Below are 19,539 nucleotides of genomic sequence, written 5' to 3' on the forward strand. Positions count from 1 at the left end.
TGCTGGACGAGGTGCGCAAGGTCGCCCTTGCCGGGTTCCGCACCCTGGTGACCACCCTCACCAAGCGGATGGCCGAAGACCTGACCGAATACCTGCACGAACAGGGCATCCGCGTGCGCTACATGCACTCCGACATCGACACGATCGAGAGGATCGAGATCCTGCGCGACCTGCGGCTGGGCGCCTTCGACGTGCTGGTGGGCATCAACCTGCTGCGCGAGGGGCTGGATATCCCCGAATGCGGGCTGGTGGCGATCCTCGATGCGGATAAAGAAGGCTTCCTGCGCTCGGAAACCTCGCTGATCCAGACCATCGGGCGGGCGGCGCGCAACGTCGAGGGCCGCGTCATCATGTATGCCGACCGCATCACCGGCAGCATGGAACGCGCGATCCGCGAAACCGACCGCCGCCGCGAAAAGCAGGTGGCCTACAACCTTGCCCACGGCATCACCCCCACCACGATCCGCAAAAACGTCGACGACGTGATCCACGGGCTGTTTCAGGCCGACACCGACCAGAGCCGCGTCACCGCGACGCTGGATAAACCGATGTTCGGCCAGAACCTCGCCGCGCATCTGGACGCGCTGCGGATTCAGATGCGCAAGGCCGCCGAGAACCTCGAATTCGAGGAAGCCGCGCGCCTGCGCGACGAGGTGCGACGGCTGGAGGCGGTGGAACTCGCCGTCGCCGACGACCCGCTGGCCCGCCAGTCGGCGGTGGAGGAAGCGGTGGAAGAGGCCGTGAAGGCGCGCGGCCGCTCGACCGGCGGGCGCGGCGGGATGCACGGGGGGAAACGGGGCGGCCGCCGCAGCTAACTGAATTCATCGCGCTCATTGTCAAAAACAAATTGCGCGCCACGTTTGCAACTTGCGCTGAGCCCGTTTTTGCGGTAGATAAAAGCAAGAAGTCGGAGGTAGCATGAGCAGAATCGGATACTCGCAACGCATACGGCAGCGCATCGCGCAATTGGAGGCGGCTATCGTTGATGCCCAGTCCGAGCTTGATGAGCTTCGCGTTGCGGAGCGTGTGCTCGGGCGCCTCGGATCAATCAATGAGGATGAGGAGCAACCAGTTGGGCCAAGCCGGGCCTCTACAACCACATCTGGACATCTCACTGTCGCGGACAAGGCTGTTGATGCATTAACGCGGCATGGACCGCTTGACACATTGTCTTTGCTTGCGATCCTACAAGCCGAGTGGCGTCCGGATTTGCAACAAACAACCCTTAGTTCTACGCTGTCCAGAACAAAAGCATTGGGACGGATTGCTCATGAGGACGGAAAATGGTGTGCTCCGTCAATCAAAAACGAAGAGCCGCCCGAAGGCGGCTCCTTAGAGACTCTCGCGGAAGGTAGCACTTCACGCGATTGGGGTGGCGGAGTTTAAATATTACGCCACTCAAGTTCCGGGACGCAGGAGACTGCACTTCTTGCCTCTGCTGCGCCTCGCAGGCCCCGTTTTGGGGGTCACTTGGTCCAGATCTTGCCCCTTCCACAAGGGCTTAAGAGCAAACGGCGTCGTTGGGTCCAAACTAACGGCGCCGTTTGTGCAATGTAATACGGAAGTTCACTCAGGTCAAACGGCGCGGTCTACCCGCCCAAACCAATCCCCCCGGAGCCCCCCAATGTCCCTCCTCGCCAACCTCTTCGCCGGCATCTTCCTCGCCAACGCCCTGCCGCACCTGATCGCGGGCCTGCTCGGCATGCCCTTCCCCACCCCCTTCGCCAAACCCTCCGGGGTGGGCAATTCGGCGCCGCTGGTGAATTTCGTCTGGGGCAGCGCCAACCTGGCAGTCGCCGCGCTGCTGCTGGTCTGGCAACCGGTCGTGTTCGGCCTCAACCTGCCCTTCGGCGTCGCCGCCCTCGGCGCCTTCCTGATGGGGGCCGTCATGTCATGGCAGTTCGGCCGCGTGCGGACCGCTCGCCGCTGATCCGGTTCGCCCCCTCACGCCACCTTCCCAACCCCGCCCAAATCACCCCGCCCGGCCAGCAGCCCGGCGACCGAGATATCCTCGTCCAGCGCTTCCCAGTGGATGCCAAAGGGTGAAAGCTCAAACCCCTCCCGCGCCACCGGGTCGGCATGCAAGAGCCGTGGGAACCACGCCAGCGGCACCCCGATCACGCGCCCGTCCGACAGCCCGACCCACATCGCGTCCTCGTCGAAGCGGATGGTCTTAGCCGAAATACTCATGCCACGCCCTTTCGATCCGGTCGCGGTTTTCCGCCACCACCTGCACCAACCGCCGCAGGGTCCGCGCGTCGAACCCGGCACTTTCCGCGACCGCTACCTCGGGCCGCAGCCAGACCTTCGCTTCCGCCCCGGCGCCCATCACGTGCACATGCGCAGGTTCACGCGGGTCGCCCTCGTTCGAGTAGAAGAAGAAACGGAATCCGCCCGCGCGGAAGATCGTCGGCATGCGGACAGGCTAACCCGGGCCGCCTTCTCTGGCAACGTGCCCCCTCACAGGAACGACGATGACCCCTGCCCGCAGGCCGCCAAGGCCACCAGCAGGCCCATCACAAGCATCCACCTGAACCGCATCCGTGCCTCCTTTGTCTGGCCGGGGCCGTCCCGGCGGGGCGAGTTTGCGCCCGTCCGGCTTGCGGTGCAACGTCGGTGCGGTTTCGGTGCTTTTTCGGTATACCAGAAATGCTATGCGATTACCTCGAACTTATCCACATCGACCATGCCAAAGTCGGTGATCTTCAGGTGCGGGATGACGGGCAGGGCGAGGAAGGCAAGCTGCAGGAACGGCTCTTCCAGCACCACGCCCAGCGAGGCCGCCGCCGCCCTGAGCTTGCGCAGGCTGGCCTCGACCACCTCGAACGGCTCAAGGCTCATCAGCCCCGCGACAGGCAGCGCAAGCTCGGCCAGCACCGCGCCGCCCGCCACCACGACGAACCCGCCCTCGATCTGCCCCAGCCGGTTCGCGGCCAGTGCCATGTCGGCGTAATCGACCCCCACCACCGCGATGTTGTGGTGGTCGTGGCACACGGTGGAGGCGATGGCGCCCCGCTGCAGCCCGAAGCCGTGCACGAAGCCGGTGGCCATGTTGCCGTTCACCCCGTGCCGCTCGATCACCGCGATCTTCACCAGATCGCGTGTGGGGTCGGGCCGCTTGTCGCCATCGGTGGGGGCGATCACCTCGGTCAGGTGGTCGGTGATGATCTTGCCGGGAATGATGCCGATCACCGGCGTTTCGGCCCGGTTGCCCGCGGTGCGGAAATCGGTGGCCTTGACCGTGCGTGCCTTCACCGAATGGCGGGCGACCGGCGGAATCACCGCGCGCGCCGCGAAGGCCGCATCATCCGCCACCACGCCGCCACAGATCACCATCCGGGCGCGGCACGCCTCCAGGCTGTCGATCAGCACGATGTCGGCGCGCTTGCCCGGCGCGATCAGGCCGCGGTCCTTCAGGCCGAAGGCCTCGGCCGCCGAGAGGCTGGCCGCGCGGTAGACCGCCAGCGGCGGGGCGCCGAGCGCGATGGCCGTGCGGATGACGTAATCGAGGTGCCCGTGTTCGGCGATGTCCAAGGGGTTGCGGTCATCGGTGCAGAACGCGATGTAGGGCGAATTCCGCTCGGTGATGAGGCCCACCAGCGCGTGCAGGTCTTTCGACACCGAGCCCTCGCGGATCAGCACCCGCATCCCCTTGCGCAGCTTTTCCAGCGCCTCGGATGCGCTGGTCGCCTCATGCTCGGTGCGGATGCCGGCGGCGATGTAGGCGTTCAGGTCGCGCCCGGTCAGCAGCGGCGCGTGGCCGTCGATGTGGCGGCCGCGCCAGGTTTGCAGCTTGGCCATGCAGCCCGCGTCGCGGTGGATCACGCCGGGATAGTTCATGAACTCGGCGAGGCCACTGGTGCGCGGGTGGTCGCGCAGGGGGATCAGGTCGGCGGCCTCCAGCCGGGCGCCGGTGGTTTCCATGTGCGTCGAGGGCACGCAGGACGAAAGCTGGACGCGGATGTCCATCACCGTGCGGGTCGAGGCGTCCAGGAAGTAGGCGATGCCGGTCAGCCCGCAGACGTTGGCGATTTCGTGCGGGTCGCAGATCGCGGTGGTGACGCCGCGCGGGGTCACGCAACGGTCGAACTCGAACGGCGTGACCAGCGAGCTTTCGATGTGCAGGTGGGTGTCGATGAAGCCGGGCACGAGGATCGCCCCCTGCGCGTCGATCACGCGAACACCGTCATAGCCACCGTCGTAAACCCCCACGATGGTGTCGCCGCAGATCGCCACGTCGGTTTGCAGCAGCTCGCCCGTGATCAGGTCGAACACCCGCCCGCCGCGGATCAGCAGGTCGGCGGGCCGTTCGCCCCGGCCCTGCGCGATGATCTCTGTAAGGTCCGCCATCCGTCTGTTCCCCGCGCTGTCCGATGCGCCACAGAACCGCATGCGGCCGGGCCCGTCCAGCCCCCAATCCCGCCCCGGCGGACCTTGAACCTGGGGCGGAAACCATGCTTGATCCCGTCAGGCGCCGAAAAACGCCGCCTGCGGCCGCACGAAAGCCGCCTCTCGAGTCCTGGCCCCTTCGATGCGTCCCCTGCGTGGCATCCTGTTGAAACTCCTGTCGGTCACGATCTTTCTCGTGATGTCGTCCTGCATCAAGGCGGTGTCGGACCGTGTGCCCGCAGGCGAGGCCGTCTTCTTCCGCTCGGGCTTCGCGATGCCGGTGATCCTGGTCTGGCTGGGGCTGCGCGGCGACCTTGGCACCGGGTTGCGCACCGCCATTCCGCTGGGGCACGCGCGGCGCGGGATCATGGGCACGATCGGCATGGGCGCGGGATTCGCGGGGCTGGGGCTGCTGCCGTTGCCCGAGGTCACGGCGCTGGGCTATGCGTCCCCGCTGCTGACGGTCGTGTTTGCCGCAGCGATGCTGGGCGAGCGGGTCCGGCTGTTCCGACTGTCGGCGGTGGCCCTTGGCCTGTGCGGCGTGCTGATGGTGCTGACGCCGCGCCTCACGGCATTTTCCGGCGGTGCTGCCGACCGGATCGAGGCGATCGGCGCGCTGATCGTGCTGGGCGGTGCGGTATTTTCGGCGCTGGCGCAGATTCAGGTGCGCCGTCTGGTGGCGACCGAGGAGATATCGGCGATCGTCTTCTACTTCTTCGTCACCGCCACCACCCTGTCGCTGATCACGCTGCCCTTCGGCTGGGTTGTGCCGACGCGGACCGAAGCGTCCTTGCTGATCGGCGCGGGCATCACCGGGGGCCTTGGGCAGATCCTGCTGACCACCGCCTACCGCGAAGCCGACGCGTCGCTGGTGGCGCCATTTGAGTATGCCTCGATGGTGCTGGCGATCCTCGTGGGCTACTTTGTCTTCACCGAGATCCCCGACCACGGCACTTTGGCCGGGGGCGCGGTCATCGTGGCCGCCGGCCTGCTGATCCTGTGGCGCGAGCGTCAACTGGGCCTGGAACATGCCCGCCAGCGCCGGGCGAGCACGCCGACCTGAAGGCGGCCGGGCGCGGCTGAAGCCGCGCCCGGTGGTCCGGCAATCACGCCGCCTCGGTGACACCCTCCGGCAGCTTGGCGCCAGTCATGAAGGCCACCGCGTCCGACATCGTGTAGTCCTTCGGATTGATGACGCAAAGCCGCTTGCCCAGCCGGTGGATGTGGATCCGGTCGGCAACCTCGAAGACATGCGGCATGTTGTGGCTGATCAGCACGATCGGCAGCCCGCGCCGCTTCACGTCAAGGATCAGTTCCAGCACCCGGCGGCTTTCCTTCACGCCCAGCGCGGCGGTCGGCTCGTCCATGATGATGACCTTGGAGCCGAAGGCGGCGGCCCGCGCCACCGCCACACCCTGACGCTGGCCGCCTGACAGCGTTTCCACCGCCTGGTTGATGCTCTGGATGGTCATCAGGCCCAGTTCGGTCAGCTTCTCGCGGGAAATCCGCTCCATTTCCGCGCGGTCGAGCTTGCGGAACAGCTTCCCCATCACGCCCGGCTGACGCAGTTCGCGCCCCATGAACATGTTGTCGGCGATCGACAGAGCCGGACTCATCGCAAGGTTCTGGTAAACCGTCTCGATCCCGGCCTCGCGCGCGGCGATGGGCGAGTTGAAATGAATCTCCTGCCCATCGAGCGAGACCGTGCCCTCGTCGGGCTGGATGGCGCCCGACAGGATCTTGATCATCACCGACTTTCCGGCACCGTTGTCGCCGATCACGGCCAGGATTTCCCCCGGATAGAGGTCGAAATCGCAGTGATCGAGTGCGGTGACCCTGCCGAAGCGCTTTACCAGGCCTCGGGCCTTCAGAATGGGTTCCATCACGCTGCCGCCTTTCTGATCCACTGGTCCACGGCCACCGCCGCGATGATGAGCACACCGATCAACAGGTAGGTCCACTGCGGATCGGTGCCGTACATGCCGAGGCCGAGCGAGAAGACGCCCACGATCAGTGCCCCGAACATCATGCCGAGGATCGACCCGCGCCCGCCGAACAGCGAGATGCCGCCGATCACCACGGCGGTGATCGAGTTGATGTTTTCAAACTGACCCGAGGTCGGCGAGACCGAGCCGAGCCGACCGATCAGCGCCCAGCCTGCAAGCGCGCAGATCAGGCCCGACAGGGTGTAGACCGAGATGATGACGTTCTTCACCTGCACCCCGGCGAGTTCCGCCGCCTCGGGATCGTCGCCGACGGCATAGACATGCCGCCCCCAGGCGGTGTGCCGCAGCACGTAGGCCAGAACGATCACGAGAACGACCATGGTGATCGCGCCATAGGTCAGGACGGCGCCGCCGACCTCGACCGTCGAGCCGAAGAATTGCAGCAGCGGCGCCTTGTCCTCGATGTCCTGGGCGCGCAGCGTCTCGTTCGCCGAATAAAGGAAGTTCGCCGCGAGCACGATCTGCCACATGCCAAGGGTCACGATGAACGGCGGCAGCTTCATCCGCGCCACCAGCGTGCCGTTGACGAACCCGATCAGCGCGCCGAAGACCATTCCGCACAGCACTGCCGCACCGGGCGGAATGCCGTAGCGGAAAACGAACTGCCCCATGATCACCGACGACAGCACCATGATCGCGCCGACCGAAAGCTCGATACCGGCGGTCATGATCACCAGGGTCTGCGCCGCACCGACGATGCCGGTGATGGCGACCTGCTGGAAGATCAGTGTCAGCGCATAGGCCGAGAAGAACTTGCCGCCGATGATGATGCCGAAGATGATCACGGATGCGAGCAGCACGATCAGCGGCACCAAGGATGGCGTCTGGTGCAGCATCGACTGGAATCGCTGAACCTTGCTGCGCGGTTCGGTGAATTCGGCCACCTTGCTCTGCCCCGAAGCGATCGCTGTCTCGAAGCTCTGCGGGCCACGAATTTCCGTTGCCATTGTTTCCCCCTCCTCCACGGCCCTCTTCGGGGCCGGATGTGGAAAGGGGCGGCGCTGCCACCGCCCCTTCATCACTTATTCTGACGCTCAGTCTTGCGTCAAATCAACCCCAGCAGAGCTCTGCGCCCTTTTTGGTGTCGATCGACGGAACGCCAGCCACCGGGTGATCGGTGATCAGTTGCACGCCGGTGTCGAAGAAGTTCTTGCCTTCGGTCGGCTGCGGCTTGGTGCCGTCCTTGGCCCAGGCGGCGATCGCCTCGATGCCCTTCGACGCCATCAGCAGCGGGTATTGCTGCGAGGTCGCGCCGATGACGCCTTCCTTGACATCCTTGACGCCCGGGCAGCCGCCGTCGATCGAGACGATCAGCACGCCCTTCTGCTTGCCCACGGCCTTCAGAGCCTGGAAGCCACCGGCGGCCGAGGGCTCGTTGATCGTGTACATGACGGTCGGGTTCGAGTCTTTCGCCAGCAGGGTTTCCATCGCCTTGCGGCCACCCTCTTCGTTACCGGCGGTCACTTCGTGGCCGATGATGCGCGGGTCGGTTTCGTCGCCCCACTTGTTGGGGTCTTTCACGTCGATGCCGAAGCCGGTCAGGAAGCCCTGGTCGCGCAGCACGTCCACCGAAGGCTGCGACACGGCGAGGTCGAGCATCGCGATCTTCGCGGTGGCGGCCTTGTCGCCCAGCGTCGCCGTGGCCCATTGGCCGATCAGTTTGCCGGCGGCGAAGTTGTCGGTCGCAAAGGTCATGTCGGCCGCGTCGATCGGGTCAAGCGGCGTATCCAGTTCGATCACCAGCACACCGGCCGCACGGGCCTTCTGCACCGACGGAACGATCGCCTTGGTGTCCGAGGCGGTCAGCAGGATCCCTTTGGCGCCGTTGGCGATGCAGGTCTCGATCGCGGCCACCTGGGATTCGTTGTCGCCGTCAACCTTGCCGGCATAGGCTTTCAGGTCGATGCCCAGCTTCTTGGCCTCGGCCTGGGCGCCTTCCTTCATCTTCACGAAGAAGGGGTTGGTGTCGGTCTTGGTGATCAGGCAGGCGCTGACGCCCGCAGCCATCGCCGGAGCAGCCGAGATCAGCGCAAGGGCGGCGGCGCCGAACAGGGCGCCGGTTTTGAATTTGGTCACGATGGTCCTCCCAGAATATGGTTGGGGCAGAAACGCCCCTCGTTCTTCGCAAGCCGCAGTGTTCCTCCCGCTGCGATGGGCACAGAAAAGCTGATTCCCGCCGCTGCGTCAACATAAATAAATCACTGTGAATTAGTATTGACAGACTCCTCTTTTCCTTTGCACTCTCGGATGAACGGCCCGATCTGCGGGCTGCAAAACGCGGCACGAACCGCGCCGGGAGGAGACCGCCGAAGGATCGACGCGATCCGGCACATCGCTGTGCCGGGCGTCGTGCAGCAAGGCTTCGCCCTGCGTTTCGGGCTGCCGGGATGGCGCGCGAAAGAGCTGGAACATGCTGATCGGGATACCTTCGATACTCGGGCCGGACCTGCTTTTCACCCTCCGGTCGATGGGCCACGGCGACGAGATCGCGCTGGTCGACGGGAACTATCCCGCGCAAGAGCACGCGCGCCGTCTGGTGCGGGCCGACGGCCATGGAATCATCGCGCTGCTGGAGGCGATCCTGACGGTGATGCCGCTCGACCATGCCGTGCCCGAGGCGATTTTCCGCGCCTCGCTCAACGGCGATCCGGCGCAAAAAGCGCCAATTCACGCCCGGATCGAGGAAACCTGCGCCAGCCGCGTGCCGGGCTTCGCCGTGCGGGCGCTGTCGGGCGCCGACCTCTACCCCCGCATCCGGGGCGCCCATACGATCGTCGCCACCAGCGAGCCGGAGTTGTTCGCGAACGTCATCCTGCGCAAGGGTGTGATCCGCCCGGACGGCACGACGTGAGCCCGGCCGCCGACGAGGGGGAGCATGACGCGGTGAAGCAGGTTCAGGAGATCGTGCCAGACCGGACCCAGCCCGAGGGCGGTTTGCGCGGCTCGAACCAGTCCGGGATGCGCGCTTACAACGAGCGGCTGGTGCTCTCGCTCGTCCGTCGTCAGGGGGCGCTGGCGAAATCCGATATCGCACGCATCACCGGGCTGTCGGCGCAAACCGTTTCCGTCATCATGCGCAGCCTCGAAGCGGACGGGTTGCTGGTGCGCGGCGAGCCGATCCGCGGCCGCATCGGCCAGCCCTCGGTGCCGATGTCGCTGGCGGCCGACGGCGCCTTCTTCTTCGGGCTGAAGATCGGGCGGCGCAGCGTCGACCTGATCCTGGTGGATTTTCTTGGCGGGATCGTCGCGCACCGCCGCCAGACCTACCGCTATCCCACCCACGATGCCGCGGTGGAGTTCGTCGCCCGCACCCTGCCTGCGATGATCGCCGCGATGCCCGAGCCGCTGCGGGGGCGGATCGCGGGCCTTGGCATCGCGATGCCGTTCCAGATGTGGAACTGGGCGCAATACATCGGCGCGCCGCAAGCCGAGATGGACGCCTGGCGCGACCGCGACATCCAGTCCGAAATCGCCGCCTTCAGCCCGGTGCCGGTCTATGTGCAGAACGACGCAACCGCCGCCTGTGGCGCCGAACTGGTGTTCGGCACCGGCGAACGGCCGAAGGATTTTCTGTATTTCTACATCGGCTACTTCGTCGGCGGCGGCATCGTGCTGAACGGACAGTTGTTCACCGGGCGCACCGGCAACGCGGGCGCGCTCGGTTCGATGCCGGTGCCGGGGCCGGATGGCACCATGCGGCAACTCATCTCGGTCGCCTCGATGGCATCGCTGGAACGCTACCTGCTGGCCGCCGGGCTGTCGGCGGACACGCTTTGGGACACGCCGCCCAACTGGTCGATGCCGCCAATGATCCTGGACCGCTGGCTGGAGGAGGCCGCGCAGGGGCTGGCCCACGCGATCCTGTCGGCCGCCGCCGTGCTGGACGTCGAGGCCGCGCTGATCGATGGCTGGCTACCGGAAGCGGTGCGACGCGCGTTGGTGCTGCGAACCCGCACGGCCCTGGGGGCGCTCGACGTCGCCGGGCTCGAAGCGCCACAGGTGCGCGAGGGCACGGTGGGCGACCAGGCCCGCTCGCTCGGCGCCGCGTCGATCCCGTTGTCGCAGCGCTACCTGATCGACCAGAACGCCTTCCTCAAGGACGGCTGACCGCCGCACAGGCCCCTGTGATCAAAGCATTGGCTGGTATAAGGCGATCAGGCGGACATCACGGGAGGGATGAATGCTCGATCTGACCGGACACTGGGCGGGGCTCCTGTCACTGGCGATCTTCATCATCGCCTATGTGATGGTGATCCTCGAAGAAACCACCCGGATGCGGAAATCCAAGCCCGTCCTGATGGCGGCCGGCCTGATCTGGGCGCTGATCGGCATGGCCTATGCGCTGGCCGGGCACAGCGCCGAGGTTCACGCCGAAGCCACCGCCGTGATCGAGGAATATGGCGAGTTGTTCCTCTTCCTGCTGGTCGCGATCACCTACGTCAACACGCTGGAAGAGCGCCGCGTGTTCGAGGTGCTTCGGGTCAAACTGGTGGCATTGGGCCTCGGCTACCGGCAATTGTTCTGGCTGACCGGCATTCTTGCGTTCTTCCTATCCTCGATGCTCGACAACCTGACGACGGCGCTGATCATGGGCGCGGTGGTGCTGGCCGTCGGACAGCATTCGCCGCGTTTCGTGGCCCTTGCCTGCATCTCGCTGGTCGTGGCCGCGAATGCGGGTGGCGCCTTCTCGCCCTTCGGCGACATCACCACGCTGATGGTCTGGCAACAGGGCAAGCTGGACTTTGGCCAGTTCTTCGCCCTGTTCCTGCCCGCGCTGGTGAACTGGCTGGTGCCCGCCGCACTGATGCATCGCGCCCTGCCCAAAACGAGCCCCGCCGCGCCGGACGATCACGTCACCGCCAAGCCGGGCGCCGCTGGCGTGGTCGTCCTTTTCGCGGCGACGATCGCCACCGCCGTCGCATTCAAGAACTTCCTCGCCCTGCCGCCCGCGATGGGCATGATGATGGGCCTGGGCTATCTGCAAGTCTGGTCCTACCTGCTGCAACAGAAGGGCAGGCGCCGCCGCGATGATGACATGGTGCTGGACAGTTTCGCCCAGATCGCGCGGGTGGAGTGGGATACGCTCTTGTTCTTCTTCGGCATCATCTTCGCGGTCGGCGGCCTTGGCGTGCTGGGCTACCTCGGGCTGGCGTCCAGTGTGCTCTATACCGGCCTCGGGCCGACGCCCGCCAACATCATCGTGGGCGGGCTGTCGGCCATCGTCGACAACATCCCGCTGATGTTCGCGGTGCTGACGATGAACCCGGCGATGTCGCATGGCGAGTGGCTCTTGATCACGCTGACCTGCGGGGTGGGCGGGTCGATCCTGTCGATCGGCTCGGCCGCCGGGGTGGCGCTGATGGGACAGGCGCACGGGGTCTATACCTTCATGAGCCACCTGAAATGGACCTGGGCGGTGGCGCTTGGGTATGTTGCCAGCATCGGGGTGCATCTTGTGCTGAATGCCGCCCTGTTCTAGCCGCCCGGTGATTTGACCAAAGGGTCAGATCACCTTGCGCGAGGGCGCCCCCCCGTGCAAACCTCGCCCGGCAACCTGCACCGGAGGACCCCTTGCAGACCCACTCCGACACGTCGGCCACGACCGTGGCGCACCAGCTTCCGCAGCTGTCCCACGCCCGCAACTCCGGCATGACGCTGGATCTTGACTGGGTTGCCGCCGTGCAAGCCAACACCTCGGCGATCGAGCGGCGCACGGCGACGCTGCCGGGCCGCCGGTCGGTAAAGAAGGATTATCAGGCCGCCTGGCTTTGCAAGGCGGTCAGCCTGATCGACCTGACCACGTTGTCGGGCGACGACACCCCGGGCCGAGTGCAAAGGCTCTGTGCCAAAGCCCGCCAGCCGGTGCGCGCCGAGTTGCTTGACGCCCTGGGGATGCAGGGCCTGACCACCGGCGCGGTCTGTGTCTACCACGAGATGGTGGAAACCGCCGTGCAGGCGCTGGAGGGGACGAACATTCCCGTCGCCGCCGTTTCCGCCGGCTTTCCGGCGGGTCTGTCGCCACTCAAGACCCGACTGATGGAGATCGGGGAATCGGTCCGCGCCGGGGCGCGCGAGATCGACATCGTGATTTCCCGCCGCCATGTGCTGACGCAGAACTGGCAGGCGCTGTTTGACGAGATGCGGGCGATGCGCGCCGAATGCGGCGAGGCGCATGTCAAGGCGATCCTGGCCACCGGCGAACTGGGCACATTGCGCAACGTCGCCCGTGCCAGTCTGGTGTGCATGATGGGCGGCGCCGATTTCATCAAGACCTCAACCGGGAAAGAGCCGGTGAACGCCACGCTGCCCGTCAGCCTCGTGATGATCCGCGCGATCCGCGACTATCACGAACGCACCGGCATCAAGGTCGGCTACAAGCCCGCGGGCGGCATCTCCAAGGCCAAGGACGCGCTGGTCTACCTCTCGCTGATGAAGGACGAACTGGGTCACCCCTGGCTGCAACCCGACCTGTTCCGCTTTGGGGCCTCGTCACTGCTGGGCGATATCGAGCGCCAGTTGGAACACCACCTCACCGGCCATTACTCGGCCGCCAACCGCCATCCGATGGGATAAGCCCATGACCATTCGCGATATCTTCAACGCCATGAGCTACGGCCCCGCCCCCGAAAGTGCCGCCGAAGTGCAAGCCTGGCTGGCGAAACACAACCGAACGTTCGGTCATTTCATCGACGGCGGCTTCACCAAGCCGGGCGAGACCTTCGCCACCCGCAACCCCGCCACCGACGCGGATCTGGCGCAGGTGACACAAGGCACCGCCGCCGACGTGGCCAAAGCCGTCGCTGCCGCCCGCCGCGCCCAACCGAAGTGGGCGGCGCTGTCGGGCCATCAGCGGGCGAAATACCTCTACGCCCTCGCCCGCCTCGTGCAGAAACATTCCCGCCTGCTCGCCGTGCTGGAAACGCTCGACAATGGCAAGCCGATCCGCGAAAGCCGCGACATCGACCTGCCGCTGGTCGCCCGCCATTTCTACTACCACGCCGGCCTCGCCCAGCTTCTGGCCAGCGAGCAGCCCGGCATGGCTCCCGTTGGCGTCTGCGGCGCGATCATCCCGTGGAACTTCCCGCTGCTGATGCTCGCCTGGAAGGTCGCGCCCGCGCTGGCCGCCGGCAACACCGTGGTGCTGAAACCCGCCGAATACACCCCGCTGACCGCGCTGCTCTTCGCCGAGATCAGCCGCGAAGCCGGTTTGCCGAAAGGTGTGCTGAACATCGTCACCGGCGACGGTGCCACGGGCGCCGCGCTGGTCGACGCGCCCGTCGACAAGATCGCCTTCACCGGCTCGACCGAGGTCGGCCGCCGCATCCGCGCCGCCACCGCCGGGCGCGGCATCGCCCTGACGCTGGAACTTGGCGGCAAGTCGCCCTACATCGTCTTCGACGACGCCGATCTCGACAGCGCCGTTGAAGGGCTGGTGGACGCGATCTGGCTCAACCAGGGCCAGGTCTGCTGCGCCGGTTCGCGCCTCTTGGTGCAGGAAGGCGTGGCCCGCCGCTTCCACGACAAGCTGAAGCGCCGGATGGACGGGTTGCGGCTTGGCGACCCCCTCGACAAGTGCATCGACGTCGGCGCCATCGTGGACCCGGTGCAACTGACCGCCATCACCGCGATGGTCGATGGCAGCAACGAGGGCGAGGTTTACCGCGCCGCCGCCCCGGTACCCGCAGGCTGCTTCTATCCGCCAACGCTGATCACCGGCCTGTCTGCCGCCTCACGGCTGATGCAGGAGGAAATCTTCGGCCCCGTCCTCGTCTCGATGACCTTCCGCACCCCCGGCGAGGCGGTCGAGTTGGCCAACAACACCCGCTATGGGCTGGCGGCGACGGTCTGGACCGAGAACATCAACCTCGCCCTCGACCTGGCGCCGAAGCTGAAGGCGGGCGTCGTCTGGGTCAACGGCACCAACATGTTCGACGCCGCCGCCGGTTTCGGTGGTATACGCGAGTCCGGCTTTGGCCGCGAAGGCGGGTGGGAGGGGCTGCTGGCCTACCTCAAACCGGCCGGAAAACCGCGCGCCCTCAGACCGATCGCGGCCTTCCCCGAGCCCGCCAACCCCGAGGCGCCCGCCCTCGACCGCACTGCCAAGCTTTACGTCGGCGGCAAGCAGGCCCGCCCCGACAGCGGCTATTCCCGCGCCGTCTGGGGGCCTAGGGGCGCGCTTCTGGGCCATGTCGGGCTTGGCAACCGCAAGGACATCCGCAACGCGGTGGAGGCCGCTCAGGCCGCGAAGGGGTGGGCCAGGGCCACCGGCCATGCCCGAGCCCAGGTGATCTATTACATCGCCGAAAACCTCTCGGCCCGCGCCTCCGAATTCGCCGCGCGCCTGCACGCGATGACAGGAAACCGCGGCGAGGCCGAAGTGGAAAAGACGATCGAACGACTGTTCGTTTATGCCGCATGGGCCGACAAATGGGATGGCGCGGTGAAATCCGTGCCAATCCGTGGCATCGCGCTGGCGATGAACGAGCCGGTCGGCGTGATCGGCGCGCTCTGCCCGGACGAGGCACCGCTGCTTGGCCTGATCTCGGTGATGGCCCCCGCGATCGCGATGGGCAACACCTGCGTGCTGGTGCCCTCGGCGCCTTTCCCGCTGGCCGCGACCGACCTTTATCAGGTGCTCGACACCTCGGACCTGCCGGGCGGTGTCGTCAACATCGTCACCGGCGACGCGGCCGAATTAGGCAAAACACTGGCGGGGCACATGGACGTTGACGCGGTCTGGTCGTTCGCGGGGCCGGACCTCGCGCGCCTGATCGAGACGGAAAGCACGGCGAACTTGAAACGCACCTGGATCAACGACGGGCGCGCTCGCGACTGGGCCGGGCCCGAGGGTGAGGGGCAGGCGTTCCTGCGTCACGCGACCGAGGTCAAGACGGTCTGGGTGCCCTACGGCGAGTGATCCGTCCGCGACTGCCGGAGGGGGGCTGTCTGCCCCCCTTACCCCCAGAGGATATTTGCGGACCGAACGTGAACGAACATTTGTCTTGTCATCGCATCAGACCCCGAGCACCGGCCCCGGTTCTACGGCCCCGCCGGCGGCAATGCGCGGCCGCCCGGTTGCCGTGACCCGGATGCGCGCCTCGATGAACATCTTGCGGCCCTCGATCTCGACCTCCTGCACGTCCCGGGTGACGCTCAGCCGCAGTTCCTCGGCCCCGGCGGCGCGCGCCTTCTCTCGCGCCTCGACCGCGAGCACGGCCTCCGCCGCATCCAGCGCGGCGTCGCGGTTGGCGAAGGTCTGTGTTCCCGCCATCAGATGCGCCACGAACCGGCCTTCGCCCGGCGAGGTCACGATCGCCTCGGCGTGCATCGCGACCTGACCGACCACGGCACCGATGGCATTGGCCACCCCGGCATGTTCGGGCAGCACCATCCGGGTGCCCAGCCGCTCGCCGACCGCGCCGTAGTAGCTCGGGGCGGAGGCGCCAAGGCCGATCACCGGCACGCCCAGCCGCAAGCCGACCTGCACCACGCCGTCGGCCCGCCGCAGCCCTTCGCGCGTCAGCACATGGCGCGCCAGATCCTCGGGCGCGGCACCGCCCCAGTCGCGGCCGTCCTCGGCAAAGGCGGCCTCCAGCAGGCAATCCACGGTCTGCGCCGTCAACTGGTCGATGATCGCCTTCGCCATCGGCGCAGCCCCCGCCGCGATGCGGTCGCCCCGCCCGTTGCGCTTGCGCGCGAAAAGCCGCATCGCTTTTTCGGCGGCCGCGGCATCCCAGGCGCCAAGCCGCCCCAGCACGTGACTGGCATCGGATGGCGTGACGCCCGACAGCATCACCAGACCGCGTGCCACCAGTCGGGTCAGCGCCGCCCCGTCCAGCCGTGTCAGCAGGACCGAGGCGACCGTGGCCGCCTGCCCGCCGATCCTGTCCAGCAGCGCCGCCTCGCGCGGGCCAAGCCCCGCCGCCGATGCCCCCGCCATCGGCAGCACGAAACGCCCGTCAGCCTCGCCCGCGACCTCGGTAGACAGCGCCCGATCCAGCGCGCCATGCACCAGGTCCGGCCAATCCACCGCCATCAGCGACACCGGGATCAGCCGCCGCGGCCCCAGGCGCAAGCCACCTGAAAGCCCATCAACCAGATGCACCTCGCTGTCGCCGCCAAGGCCGGTGGTGCGCATCGCCACCGCTTCGACCATCGTCCGCCAGCCGCCGACACGCGCCCCCATCGGGTCGATCTCGGGCTTGCCGCCGCGCAGCAGCGCCACGTCGGTCGTCGTCCCGCCGATGTCCGAGACCAGCGCGTCGCTTTCCCCGGTCAGCCAGCGCGCCCCGACGATCGAGGCGGCCGGGCCCGACAGGATCGTCTCGATCGGCCGCTCGCGCGCCACGGCGGCCGAAATCAGCGCGCCATCACCGCGCACCACCATCAGCGGCGCTACAATCCCGATCGCGGTCAGATGCGCCTCGCAGGCGTCGATCAGCCGCGCAATCATCCCAATCAGGCGCGCGTTCAGCACCGCCGTCAGCGCCCGCTTGGGCCCGTTCAACTGCGCCGAAAGCTCATGCGAGCAGGTCACCGGCCGCCCGGTCAGGCGCCGCACCGCCGCCGCGGCCGCCAGTTCATGCGCGGGGTTGCGCACGGCAAACCGCGCCGCCACCGCGAACCCCGCCACGGTCGGGCCAAGCCGCGCGATCTCGGCCTCCAGCCGGGCGAGATCCAGGGGTCCGGCCTCGGTTCCGGCATGGGTATGGCCGCCCGCCATCGCCACCACCGGGTCGCCAGCCAGCGCCTCGGCCAGCCCGTGACGGGTCAGGTCGGCCTCGTCGAAGCCGATGAAGATCAGCGCTACGCGACCGCCCTGCCCCTCGACCAGTGCATTGGTGGCCAGCGTCGTCGACAGCGACACCATCGCCACATCCTGTGGTCTCAAGCCCGCCCGCCCCAGCGCGGCATCCACCGCGCGCCCGATGCCCAGCGCCAGATCGGCGCGCGTCGTCAGCGACTTGGCCGCCGCGATCACATGGGCCTCGCCATCGTCCACGATCACCGCATCGGTGTAGGTGCCGCCCGTATCGACCCCAAGAAAAACCGCCATGCCCCGTCCCGTCCTGTTCGCCTGACGCATCTAGGCCAGCCCCGTCGCGCCGTCAGCCCTCAAAGCGACCCAAGCCTGTCGCCTAGCGGCCATGTGCTTTCATCTTGGCGGAAATATCCCGGGGTGCGGGGGCTCGCCCCCCGTGTGTGTTCACATGGTTTGAGAATAGGTCTCAGATGGTTTGAGGATTTCCGGGATCAACTGATTGCAGCCGGTATCCTGCGGTTGAGGTCTAACGGCAAGCCTTCATCTTGCGCCACCAGCGGTGCACGGTGGAGCGGCCAACGCGGCGCTCTGGCGGGAAGTGTGCGGCGATTTCGTCGGTGAGCTGCTGGAAGGTCAAGTGCTCGATCCGGGCCCGAATGAAGGCTTCCAGCTCCGGGTCGGAAGCGATCTTGGCAGGGACGCCCATGCGGTGTTCGCGGCGGTGTTCTGCCGCCGGATGCCGTGCCTCAGTCGGGGCATAAACACCCCGTTTAAGACGGGCTTCAAGGGCAGTTTGCAGGGCCTTTGCAACGCGGCCCAGATCAACCCGCGCCGCGTCCATGATGGCGGCCGCCTCGGTCAGCGCCTCCGGACCGGCATCACGCGGTGGATCGACGCTCATTTGCCCCAGTCCCTTGCCAGCCACGTCCGCACCGAAACATCGCTGACGTGAAGACGCCGGGCGATTTCAGCGGTCGAATTGCCCTGCCACGCAAGGAAGGCCGCTACCCAGGGCTTCGCCAGGGGAACGCGGCGCGTCATGCGATGCGACAGTGCGCCAAGCGCCTTCGCCTTCTCGTAACCCACCAGCGCCTCAAGCCGAGATGACCCTTTCGGATCGTCGGCGATGTAGAGTTCGGCCCCGCCGAACGCTAGCAGAAATTGCGCCGTCAATTCCGGGCCAAGCACCTCGACAAAGTGCCGCACCTGTGGCGGTGGTTTGGGAAGTGGTCGGCCGACTTCGTTCATTTGGCGCTGTGGACGATGTTCCATATCCACTCCGCCACTTCATCAACCCGGCTTATTCACGGAAATCGGTTTGATTGGTTGCGTGCATCTGAAATCGCTGTAGATTCAAGCTGCTAGAGAGGAAACGACGGCAGCATCGGACGCACGCATGGGTGACGCGCGCATGACTGCTTGGACAACGGCCGCAGCCTTTGGGCCGGTCCATTCTTCCATCAGGGCCTTTCTGACGTTTGGGCGGTGAAAACCGTTGCCGCGGCACCACGCTGCAAGCGTCGTGCCTTGCTGGACAAAGCCGCTTCTTATAGCATCTGCCCTACGTTCGAGGGCCTTTCGGTCGGTCCTGCCCATCGCATTCGCTCCATATTGGGAGCATATTGCTCCATGTATGGAGTATACGCAATGACTAATTCGGCCTGGGCCGAAGGTTTTCGCGAGCGTCTTGGTCTTCTTCAGACTCGTTTCGGGTTTTCAAAGGCGGAGATGGCCCGTCAATGCGGTCTTCCAGCGCGAACCTTGGAAAACTACTTCAAGGGGCACAAGCCGGGGGTGGAGGCACTGATCGCGCTTTCACGCGGACTCGGGATTGATATCGAGTGGCTCTTGGGCGAGGACACCGAGGCCAAGAACTTCAACACCGATCTTGTTGGCGAAGCGGCTTGGAACGGGATTTATGCATATTCAAAGGAAATGATCGAAGTATCGGAGGCGGGCAAACGAGTTGTCGAAGACGGCAAAATTCTTGGAAGAGAACCTGCCAAATTCGCAGCAGCCGTTGAAGCAAAGATCGTCGCCGAATACATAGCTCTTCGAGTGGAGTACGCGGAGCCATCACTTGAGCGTGCCACCGCTTCCCGCAGGGCGCGGGGATCGACCACGGTTTAAGACCATGTGAAATCGTGTGGGGTGTGGGCTAAGTTGCCCACACCTTCAAAAACCCCCTATTGATTTCATTAGACTTTTTTTGCCGCGACACGCGCCAATGTCGCGCCATCCCCCGAAAATCGCCTTCCGTCCTCAAACCATGTGAAAGTCCGCTTCCGTAACGAACGGAAAACGCTTGCTATTTTTTCGGCACGTCCTCAAACCATGTGAACGCGCTCACCCCCGCCCGAGTCGCCCTGCCCCCTCGCCATT

At 66.2% G+C, this 19,539-nt stretch carries 19 protein-coding genes; 10 read left to right on the forward strand and 9 right to left on the reverse strand.

Annotated features, from left to right (window positions below; genetic code table 11):
• The 3 genes from AC11WY_RS04950 to AC11WY_RS04960 all read left to right on the forward strand — a co-directional run.
• The coding region (locus tag AC11WY_RS04950; RefSeq protein WP_482923158.1) for a helicase-related protein at positions 1 to 815 on the forward strand (815 nt) is incomplete at its 5' end.
• Positions 816 to 918: 103 nt separating this feature from the next.
• A complete protein-coding gene (locus AC11WY_RS04955) occupies positions 919 to 1,386 on the forward strand; it encodes a hypothetical protein (RefSeq protein WP_482923160.1) in 468 nt (155 codons plus the stop codon).
• A 238-nt stretch (positions 1,387 to 1,624) separates the two neighbouring features.
• Positions 1,625 to 1,930, forward strand: coding sequence for a hypothetical protein (locus AC11WY_RS04960; protein ID WP_482923162.1), 306 nt, complete (start codon positions 1,625 to 1,627; stop codon positions 1,928 to 1,930).
• Between the two features lie 14 nt (positions 1,931 to 1,944).
• Here AC11WY_RS04960 and AC11WY_RS04965 read toward each other — a convergent pair whose 3' ends face one another.
• The 3 genes from AC11WY_RS04965 to ade form a co-directional block, all read right to left on the reverse strand.
• Entirely contained in the window at positions 1,945 to 2,190 is a 246-nt protein-coding gene (locus AC11WY_RS04965; RefSeq protein ID WP_482923164.1) for a DUF2442 domain-containing protein, read from the reverse strand.
• Complete coding sequence (locus AC11WY_RS04970) at positions 2,174 to 2,416, reverse strand: DUF4160 domain-containing protein (protein ID WP_482923166.1); 243 nt, start codon at positions 2,414 to 2,416, stop codon at positions 2,174 to 2,176. Before AC11WY_RS04970 ends, AC11WY_RS04965 begins: the two co-directional genes overlap by 17 nt.
• A 236-nt stretch (positions 2,417 to 2,652) precedes the next feature.
• Positions 2,653 to 4,350: an adenine deaminase gene (gene ade, locus AC11WY_RS04975; protein WP_482923168.1), complete on the reverse strand. Its 1,698-nt coding sequence runs from the start codon at positions 4,348 to 4,350 to the stop codon at positions 2,653 to 2,655.
• A 181-nt stretch (positions 4,351 to 4,531) separates the two neighbouring features.
• Between ade and AC11WY_RS04980 the strand changes: the two genes are divergently transcribed.
• A complete protein-coding gene (locus AC11WY_RS04980; protein ID WP_482923170.1) occupies positions 4,532 to 5,452 on the forward strand; it encodes a DMT family transporter in 921 nt (306 codons plus the stop codon).
• Positions 5,453 to 5,495: 43 nt separating this feature from the next.
• Here the strand turns inward: AC11WY_RS04980 and AC11WY_RS04985 are convergent, their stop codons facing one another.
• From AC11WY_RS04985 to AC11WY_RS04995, 3 genes are all read right to left on the reverse strand, one after another.
• Positions 5,496 to 6,272, reverse strand: a complete 777-nt coding sequence (locus AC11WY_RS04985; protein WP_482923172.1) for an ATP-binding cassette domain-containing protein — start codon at positions 6,270 to 6,272, stop codon at positions 5,496 to 5,498.
• Positions 6,272 to 7,342 (reverse strand): ABC transporter permease, encoded by a 1,071-nt coding sequence (locus AC11WY_RS04990; RefSeq protein WP_482923174.1) that lies wholly within the window; start codon positions 7,340 to 7,342, stop codon positions 6,272 to 6,274. Before AC11WY_RS04990 ends, AC11WY_RS04985 begins: the two co-directional genes overlap by 1 nt.
• A gap of 103 nt (positions 7,343 to 7,445) precedes the next feature.
• Complete coding sequence (locus tag AC11WY_RS04995) at positions 7,446 to 8,471, reverse strand: substrate-binding domain-containing protein (RefSeq protein WP_482923176.1); 1,026 nt, start codon at positions 8,469 to 8,471, stop codon at positions 7,446 to 7,448.
• Between the two features lie 334 nt (positions 8,472 to 8,805).
• Between AC11WY_RS04995 and AC11WY_RS05000 the strand changes: the two genes are divergently transcribed.
• The 5 genes from AC11WY_RS05000 to AC11WY_RS05020 all read left to right on the forward strand — a co-directional run bounded on the left by AC11WY_RS05000 (position 8,806) and on the right by AC11WY_RS05020 (position 15,312).
• Complete coding sequence (locus tag AC11WY_RS05000; protein ID WP_482923178.1) at positions 8,806 to 9,246, forward strand: RbsD/FucU family protein; 441 nt, start codon at positions 8,806 to 8,808, stop codon at positions 9,244 to 9,246.
• 32 nt (positions 9,247 to 9,278) lie between these two features.
• On the forward strand, positions 9,279 to 10,502 hold the full coding sequence (locus AC11WY_RS05005; RefSeq protein ID WP_482923392.1) for an ROK family transcriptional regulator: 1,224 nt from the start codon (positions 9,279 to 9,281) through the stop codon (positions 10,500 to 10,502).
• 73 nt (positions 10,503 to 10,575) lie between these two features.
• Positions 10,576 to 11,874 carry a sodium:proton antiporter NhaD gene (gene nhaD / locus AC11WY_RS05010; protein ID WP_482923180.1) on the forward strand — a complete coding sequence of 433 codons (1,299 nt, stop codon included), beginning with the start codon at positions 10,576 to 10,578 and terminating at the stop codon, positions 11,872 to 11,874.
• Positions 11,875 to 11,966: 92 nt separating this feature from the next.
• The gene (gene deoC, locus AC11WY_RS05015) at positions 11,967 to 12,968 is read left to right on the forward strand and encodes a deoxyribose-phosphate aldolase (RefSeq protein ID WP_482923182.1); all 1,002 of its coding nucleotides are present in this window, start codon (positions 11,967 to 11,969) and stop codon (positions 12,966 to 12,968) included.
• 4 nt (positions 12,969 to 12,972) lie between these two features.
• Complete coding sequence (locus AC11WY_RS05020; protein WP_482923184.1) at positions 12,973 to 15,312, forward strand: aldehyde dehydrogenase family protein; 2,340 nt, start codon at positions 12,973 to 12,975, stop codon at positions 15,310 to 15,312.
• A 96-nt stretch (positions 15,313 to 15,408) separates the two neighbouring features.
• Here the strand turns inward: AC11WY_RS05020 and AC11WY_RS05025 are convergent, their stop codons facing one another.
• The 3 genes from AC11WY_RS05025 to AC11WY_RS05035 form a co-directional block, all read right to left on the reverse strand.
• The gene (locus tag AC11WY_RS05025; protein ID WP_482923186.1) at positions 15,409 to 17,451 is read right to left on the reverse strand and encodes a hydantoinase/oxoprolinase N-terminal domain-containing protein; all 2,043 of its coding nucleotides are present in this window, start codon (positions 17,449 to 17,451) and stop codon (positions 15,409 to 15,411) included.
• A 232-nt stretch (positions 17,452 to 17,683) separates the two neighbouring features.
• Positions 17,684 to 18,058 (reverse strand): hypothetical protein, encoded by a 375-nt coding sequence (locus AC11WY_RS05030; RefSeq protein WP_482923188.1) that lies wholly within the window; start codon positions 18,056 to 18,058, stop codon positions 17,684 to 17,686.
• Positions 18,055 to 18,429 carry a terminase gpP N-terminus-related DNA-binding protein gene (locus AC11WY_RS05035; RefSeq protein WP_482923190.1) on the reverse strand — a complete coding sequence of 125 codons (375 nt, stop codon included), beginning with the start codon at positions 18,427 to 18,429 and terminating at the stop codon, positions 18,055 to 18,057. The genes AC11WY_RS05030 and AC11WY_RS05035 overlap by 4 nt, the downstream gene beginning before the upstream one ends.
• 375 nt (positions 18,430 to 18,804) lie before the next feature.
• Between AC11WY_RS05035 and AC11WY_RS05040 the strand changes: the two genes are divergently transcribed.
• Positions 18,805 to 19,287 carry a helix-turn-helix domain-containing protein gene (locus tag AC11WY_RS05040; RefSeq protein WP_482923192.1) on the forward strand — a complete coding sequence of 161 codons (483 nt, stop codon included), beginning with the start codon at positions 18,805 to 18,807 and terminating at the stop codon, positions 19,285 to 19,287.
• The last annotated feature ends 252 nt before the right edge of the window (positions 19,288 to 19,539 follow it).

The organism is Solirhodobacter sp. (assembly GCF_964715405.1).